This window comes from Promicromonospora kroppenstedtii DSM 19349 (assembly GCF_000515355.1).
Taxonomy (GTDB): domain Bacteria; phylum Actinomycetota; class Actinomycetes; order Actinomycetales; family Cellulomonadaceae; genus Promicromonospora; species Promicromonospora kroppenstedtii.
The window spans coordinates 8,650-15,215 of sequence record NZ_KI911641.1 but is presented as its reverse complement, the minus strand read 5'-3'; the positions used below and the strand labels follow the sequence as shown (position 1 = coordinate 15,215).

Genomic DNA, 6,566 nt, shown 5'->3' with positions numbered 1-6,566 from the left:
GGCACCCTGGCCGCCGTCGGACAGGGCGCGGACGCGCGCCAGCGAGATCGGCGCGAACCCGGCGCGCCGCACGGCCGTGACCAGGTCGGCCCCGTAGGCGCGCTCGCTGCGGATGCCCGACACGTACTGCACGGTCGAGCCTGCCAGGCGGCCCAGCAGCAGCGCGACGAGGGTGCCGGGCAGCGACACCTGCCCCGTGATCAGCACGATCAGCAGGGCCAGGAACATCAGGTTCCACGAGATACGGACGGTCCGGCGCCGCGTGGCCGGCCCGGCGACCGTGAGCATCGCGGTGAGCGCCACGGCGAACTCCGGGATGGTCAGCACGTAGCCGGTGCCGCGCTCCCACACGGACATGCCGCGCACCAGCTCGTCCGAGCCCAGGTGGCGCACCAGGAACGTGGTGAGCACGCCGATCAGCAGGCCGAGGACGCCGGCGGCGATGGACTCGACGATCTGCCGGCCCAGCCGCCGCACGCCGAGCTCGATCATGACGGCCACCGGGGCGAACAGGATGACCAGGCCCTGCAGCACCGCGACCGGCACGAACAGGATCGCGGCCAGCAGGTCGTTGAAGCTCCGGACGTCCTCGGTGACGCCCGCCGTGGTGCCGTGCGCGACGACCGACAGGAACATGACGCCCGCGGTGCCCAGCGCGCACGCGATCATCCAGACCAGCGCGCGGGGGTGGCGTACGCGGTCCTCCGGGGTGTCGACGACCCGGACCAGGCCGCTCTCGAAGGGCACTGCCTCCGGTCCGCCGGACACTTCGGCACCGGGGTCAGCCCGGCCGGTGCGCGAGTTGGACATGCTCGCGATTCTAGAGCCGTTGAGGCTCGCTTGACCGGGGAGCCGCTACCGCGCCCGGAATATCCGGTTCAGGTCGACGGCACCCCCAGCGCCCGTCCGGTCCTCCTCACCGGATCCCGAGGGCCTCACGCCACTCGGCCGGCACGAGCGCGTAGCCCACGAACGCGACGACGTCGAGCAGCGTGTGCGCCACCACGAGCGGGATGATCCGGCGCCGCCCCTCGGGCTGGAACCGGGGCGAGGTGTAGAACCACGAGAACACGACGCCCATCACGACGTTGCCGATGAACGGCCCGATGCCCTGGTAGAGGTGGTACGAGCCGCGCAGCAGCGAGCTGGCGACGACGAACTTCACGCGGTTCCAGCCCAGGTCCCGCGTGCGCTCGTACAGGTAGCCCACGGCGATGACCTCCTCCAGGAGGCCGTTCTGGAACGCGCTGAGCAGCAGCACCGGCACGGTCCACCAGTACGCGTCCAGGGCGCTGGCCTGCACCTCCACGGTGATGCCGACCGCGCGGCCCAGGGCGTAGAAGGCCAGACCGGGGATACCGATGGCGGCCGCCAGCGCGACGCCCCAGCCGAGGTCGCGCCACGGGCGCGACCCGTCCAGGCCGAGGCTGCGTGTCACGCTGCGCCCGTTCGCGCTGAGCAGGTACAGGACCAGGGCCACCGGCACCAGCGCGAACCCGATGCTCAGGAGCTGGTAGACGAGGTCGAGGTACGGGCGCTCGGACTGGCTCGCGTTGAGCGTGGCGGTCTGCTCGGCGAGCGGCGTCCCCGCCGTCAGCCGGGCCACGATGTTGACCAGCGCGTACACGCCGGACTGGCCCAGGCTCAGCCCGAGCACTATCCACACCTCGGCGATGGTGCGGCGGCGGGAGAGGGGCGGCTCGGTCACGGTCACGCTCCGGAACCTACCCCGCGTGGCCGGCGGTCCGGCAGCCGGCCACGCGGTGGCTCAGCGGTTCGAGGCCCGCCGCACGAAGTCCGCGAGGTCTGCCGACTGGGCGACCCGCGACTCGGGGTGGATGTACATCATGTGGCCCGCCGGGTAGACGCGGGTCTCGATGCGCTCGCGGTAGGACGCCGGGATCGCCATCTGGTCGAGGCTGTACTCGATGGCCTCGACGGGCACGCCGCCGTCGTACCGGCCCATCGCGATGTGCACCTGGAGGTGCGGGTTCAGGATCATCGCCGTGGCCAGCTTGTCGGCGACGTCGACGGCCTTGCCCTCGAACTCCTTGTACGACCACGGGTGCACGTGCCGTGAGAGCACCTCGTAGATCGCGTCGTGCTCGTACCCGAGCTCGCCGCGCAGGTAGTGGTGCAGCGCCGCCGTGTACGGGCCCGACGTCGCGGTCAGGAACGGGTCGTACGGCATCTGCTCGTGGATGTAGTGGTCCGCCGGGCCGGTGAACCGGGTGTCGAGGCGGCCGGTGACCAGGCGGCGCGCCCGCAGGAGCTCGGCGTAGACCCGGGTGTGCTCCAGGCGCAGGTTGGCGCGGTCCACGTAGTCCTCGCTCAGCCCGGTCAGGGCGGCGATCTTCGTGACGGCGGCGGCCCGCTCGTCGTCGGGCACGCGCGCCCCGCGGGCCAGCACGGAGGCGTAGGTCTCGGCCCAGTCGCGCGCCTCGGTCACGACGTCGTCGAGCGCCCGGTCGCCGAGCAGGCCGTGGTAGTGCGCCGTCGCCGCGTAGACCGGCAGGAACAGCGGGTGCGGCAGGTTGGAGTGCTCGCCGTCGAACAGCGCCTCCATGTTGAGCGCCGGGGCCACCAGCATGACGCCGTTGAGGAACATGCCGAACCGCTGCTGCAGGTACTCGGCCAGCGCCGCGCCGCGTGTACCGCCGTAGGACTCGCCGATCAGGAACTTGGGGCTCATCCACCGGTCGTTCCGGCTCGTCCACAGGCGGATGATCTCGCCGACGGACTCGATGTCGCCCGTGAAGCCGTGGAACGGCTTGGCCTGTTCGCCCTCGGTGGCGCGCGAGAACCCCGTGGAGACCGGGTCGATGAACACCAGGTCGGAGACCCGCAGCAGCGTCTCCGGGTTGTCGATCAGCCCGTACGGCGGCGCGGTCAGGTTGCCGACGTCGCCCGAGTCGACCCGGCGCGGGCCCAGGACGCCCAGGTGCAGCCACACCGACGACGAGCCAGGGCCGCCGTTGAACGCGAACGTCACCGGGCGGCTGGTCACGTCGGCGTCATCCAGCGTGTAGTAGGTGATCGAGACCTCGGCCTTGGGCTTGCGGCCGTCGTACTTCTCGTCCTTGACGGACTCCTGGCGCAGCACGACGCGGCCGGTCGTGGCGGAGTAGGCGAGGTCGCCGTCCGGGGTGTGGAGGGTGTGCCGCGTGGTGACCAGGTCGTCGGCGGGCTCCGGCATCTTCGGCGGTGCCCCGTCCGACGACGCCTTGGTCGCCTCGGGCTGTTCGGTGCTGGTGCGCTTCTCGTCGGTCACCCGAGGAACCTATCCCGACCCCTCCCTTTCGAGGCCCAGGTTTTCTTCGCTTTGAGCCGGACCAAGGCGAAGAAGACCTGGGCCTCGAAAGGGACTGCAAGAGCGGGGCCAAAACCCCTTGCGCGCCGCTCCGGCTGTCCGGCAAACTGGTTTGCAGTACAAACCAGTTTGAGAGGCGATGACCATGACCACCGACCCGACGCGCCCTCCTGAGCCTGCCGAGGGGCCGAGCGCCTCCGCGGAACCGGGACGCCCGGCCGACGGCGCGGGCCTCGACCCCGCCGGGACGCTGCGGCTGATCCGGCAGCAGCAGGAGGCGGCCCGCGACGCCACCGAGCCCGACGGGCGCCTGCTGTTCGGCGCGTGGGGCCTGGCCTGGGTGATCGGGTACCTGGCCATGTGGACGACGGCCCGCGAGACGGGTTCGCCCGCGCCGTGGGCCGGGTGGGTGTTCGCCTGCTGCATCGCGGGCGCGACCACGTTCACGATCGTGCACAGCATCACCCGGACCGCGGGCACCCGGGGCACGAGCGCCCGGGTCGGGGCGCTGTACGGCTGGACCTGGTTCCTCGCGTTCACCGCGCTCGGCGTCGTGCTGGGGGCGATGGGCAACGCCGGAGCGTCGCCCGAGATCATGGCGATCGCCGCGAACGGCTTCGCCTGCGTGATCGTGGGCCTGATGTACATCGCCGGCGGGCTGCTCTTCGAGGAGAACCGCATGGCTCTCGTCGGCGGCTGGATGCTCGTCGCCGCGGTGCTCGCGGCCTTCGCAGGGATGCCCACCACCTACCTGGTGATGGCCGTCGCGGGCGGCGGCGGCTTCCTGGTCATGGTGGCGGTCGAGCAGGTGCTCCGGGCGCGGCGCCGATCGGAGGGCGGTGTGCGGCGTGCCTGAGGACCTCGACCCGGTCATCCACGCGCCCGCCCGGCTGCGCGTCGTGGCCTCGCTCGCGGCCCTGGGCCGCGGTGACGAGGTCGCCTTCCCCAAGCTGCGCAAGCTGCTCGACATGACCGCCGGAAACTTGTCGACCCACCTGCGCAAGCTGGAGGACGCCGGGTATGTACGGGTCACCAAGACACACGAGGGCAGGACGCCTGTGACGTACCTGGCCCTCACCGACAACGGCCGCACCGCGTTCGCGGACTACCAGGCGGCACTGATGGATCTTCTGAAGGGAGCACAGTGATGAGTGCGGTAGAGGTCAGCGGGGTGACCAGGCGCTTCGGCGCCGTGGTGGCCCTCGACGACGTCTCGCTGGAGGTGGGGCACGGTGAGCTGGTCGGCCTGCTCGGACCCAACGGGGCCGGCAAGTCCACGCTCCTGTCGCTGGTCAGCGGCCAGCGTCGGCCCGACACCGGGGTGGTGCGCCTGAACGGCCACGACCCCCGCGACGCGCGGTCACGCACCGTGCTCGGCCTGACCCCGCAGGAGACCGGCCTGCCCGCGACGCTGCGCGTGCGCGAGGTGGTCGACTTCGTGGGCGGGCACTACCCCGAGCCGGTGCCGACGGCCGAGCTGCTGGACCAGTTCCGCCTCGCCGGCCTGGCCAACCGGCAGACCGGCTCGCTGTCCGGCGGGCAGAAGCGGCGGCTGGCCGTGGCGCTGTCGCTGGTCGGTCGGCCCAGCGTCGTCCTGCTCGACGAGCCCACCACCGGCCTCGACGTGTCCGGCCGCACCGCGCTGTGGGACGCCATCCGCGCGTACCACGCGAGCGGAGGCACCGTGCTGCTCACCTCGCACTACCTGGAGGAGGTCCAGGCGCTCGCCGAGCGGGTAGTCGTCATCGACCGCGGGACCGTGCTCGCCGACGACTCCCTGGAGAAGATCCTCGGCAAGGTCGGCGCGCGTCGCGTGCAGCTGACCGACGCCGCCGGGGTGCGCCAGGAGCACCTCGTCGCGGACTCCGACGCGTTCGTGCGCGACCTGGTCCGCTCCGGCACCGAGTTCAAGGACCTGGAGATCCGCGGCGCCTCCCTCGAGGAGGCGTTCGGCCAGCTCGTCGACGCGACGAACGAAGGAGCAGCGCGATGAGCGCGACCACGAGCACCACCCGGCCCGATACTCCGGCCGGGCAGACCCAGTCGTTCTGGAGGCTGTCCTGGCTGCACCTCAAGTACCAGTTCCTGGAGACCGTCCGGGTCCCCATCGCGGTGCTCGGGAACGTGCTGTTCCCGTCGCTGGCGATGGTCTTCTTCGTGGTGCCGCAGGAGTCCGTGGCGGGCAACCCCCTGTACGCGACCATCGCCATCGCCGGCCTCGGGCTGTTCGCGATCTGCTCCGCCAGCCTCTTCACCTACGGCCTGGGCGTCGCCGAGGACCGGCAGCTCCCCTTCTACCCGTTCCTGCGGTCGCTGCCCGCCGGGCCCGGGCCCCAGATGGTCGCCCGCGTGCTCAACGGCGGCATCTTCTCGCTGTTCGGCCTGCTGCCGCTGATCCTCATCGGCTGGCTGTTCACCGCGGCCGCCCTGACGTTCGGCCAGCTGCTCGCCGGCATCGGGACCATCCTCGCGGTGTCCGTCCCGTTCGTGCTGCTCGGCATGGCCATCGGGTACAAGCTGTCGGCCAAGGCGGCGCTGCCCGTGGTGCAGGTCATCCTGTTCCCGCTGGCCTTCGCGGGCGGCCTGTTCCTGCCGCCCCAGGCGTTCCCCGCCTGGCTGGACGCCATCTCGAAGGCCACGCCCACCCGCGCCGGCCGGGACCTGCTGGTCCAGGCGACAACGGGCCTGGACGCGTACGCGCTCGCACTCCCGGTGCTGGCCGGGTGGACCGTGCTGTTCGCGGTGCTGGCGATCCTGGCCTACCGCAGCGACGAGGGGCGCCGCTTCCGCTGAGCGGTGCTCAGGTCATCCGGCGCGGCGCAGGCGCAGCGAGTTCGCCACCACCAGGACCGAGCTCGCCGCCATCGCCCCGCCCGCGATCATCGGGCTGAGCAGCCCGGCCGCCGCCAGCGGGAGCGCCGCGACGTTGTACGCGAACGCCCAGAACAGGTTCTGCTTGATCACCCGCAGGGTCTGACGGGACAGGCGGACGGCGCTCGCGGCGGCCCGCAGGTCGCCCCGGACCAGCGTGATGTCACCGGCCTCGATCGCCACGTCGGTGCCGGTACCCATCGCGAGGCCCAGGTCGGCGGTGGCCAGGGCGGCGGCGTCGTTCACGCCGTCGCCCACCATCGCCACGGTGCGGCCCTCAGCCTGCAGCCGGGCCACCACCACGGCCTTGTCGGCGGGCAGCACCCGCGAGATCACGTCCTCCTGCGGGATGCCCACGGCCCGCGCGGCGACGCGGGCCGCGCCC

Annotated in this window: 7 protein-coding genes and 1 pseudogene; 4 read left to right on the top strand and 4 right to left on the bottom strand. The window is 72.0% G+C overall.

Annotation, left to right across the window (positions count from 1 at the left end):
• From PROKR_RS07800 to PROKR_RS07790, 3 genes and pseudogenes are all read right to left on the bottom strand, one after another.
• Window positions 1-810 (bottom strand): annotated as a pseudogene (locus tag PROKR_RS07800) (TIGR00374 family protein); the annotation flags it as partial.
• A gap of 106 nt (window positions 811-916) precedes the next feature.
• On the bottom strand, window positions 917-1,714 hold the full coding sequence (locus tag PROKR_RS07795) for a CPBP family intramembrane glutamic endopeptidase (protein ID WP_036961606.1): 798 nt from the start codon (window positions 1,712-1,714) through the stop codon (window positions 917-919).
• Between the two features lie 54 nt (window positions 1,715-1,768).
• On the bottom strand, window positions 1,769-3,271 hold the full coding sequence (locus PROKR_RS07790) for a S10 family peptidase (RefSeq protein WP_036961604.1): 1,503 nt from the start codon (window positions 3,269-3,271) through the stop codon (window positions 1,769-1,771).
• 184 nt (window positions 3,272-3,455) lie between these two features.
• Here PROKR_RS07790 and PROKR_RS07785 point away from each other — a divergent pair, with 184 nt between their 5' ends.
• Genes PROKR_RS07785 through PROKR_RS07770 form a run of 4 tightly spaced genes read left to right on the top strand, consistent with a single transcriptional unit; the run spans window position 3,456 to window position 6,103 of the window.
• Complete coding sequence (locus tag PROKR_RS07785; protein WP_157601956.1) at window positions 3,456-4,166, top strand: hypothetical protein; 711 nt, start codon at window positions 3,456-3,458, stop codon at window positions 4,164-4,166.
• Window positions 4,159-4,458 carry a transcriptional regulator gene (locus tag PROKR_RS07780; RefSeq protein ID WP_036961930.1) on the top strand — a complete coding sequence of 100 codons (300 nt, stop codon included), beginning with the start codon at window positions 4,159-4,161 and terminating at the stop codon, window positions 4,456-4,458. The genes PROKR_RS07785 and PROKR_RS07780 overlap by 8 nt, the downstream gene beginning before the upstream one ends.
• Window positions 4,458-5,303 (top strand): ABC transporter ATP-binding protein, encoded by an 846-nt coding sequence (locus PROKR_RS07775; RefSeq protein ID WP_036961600.1) that lies wholly within the window; start codon window positions 4,458-4,460, stop codon window positions 5,301-5,303. The genes PROKR_RS07780 and PROKR_RS07775 overlap by 1 nt, the downstream gene beginning before the upstream one ends.
• Window positions 5,300-6,103: an ABC transporter permease gene (locus PROKR_RS07770; RefSeq protein WP_036961597.1), complete on the top strand. Its 804-nt coding sequence runs from the start codon at window positions 5,300-5,302 to the stop codon at window positions 6,101-6,103. The genes PROKR_RS07775 and PROKR_RS07770 overlap by 4 nt, the downstream gene beginning before the upstream one ends.
• 12 nt (window positions 6,104-6,115) lie before the next feature.
• On the opposite strand, the gene PROKR_RS07765 is transcribed toward PROKR_RS07770, so the two are convergent.
• The coding region (locus PROKR_RS07765; RefSeq protein WP_157601965.1) for an HAD-IC family P-type ATPase at window positions 6,116-6,566 on the bottom strand (451 nt) is incomplete at its 5' end.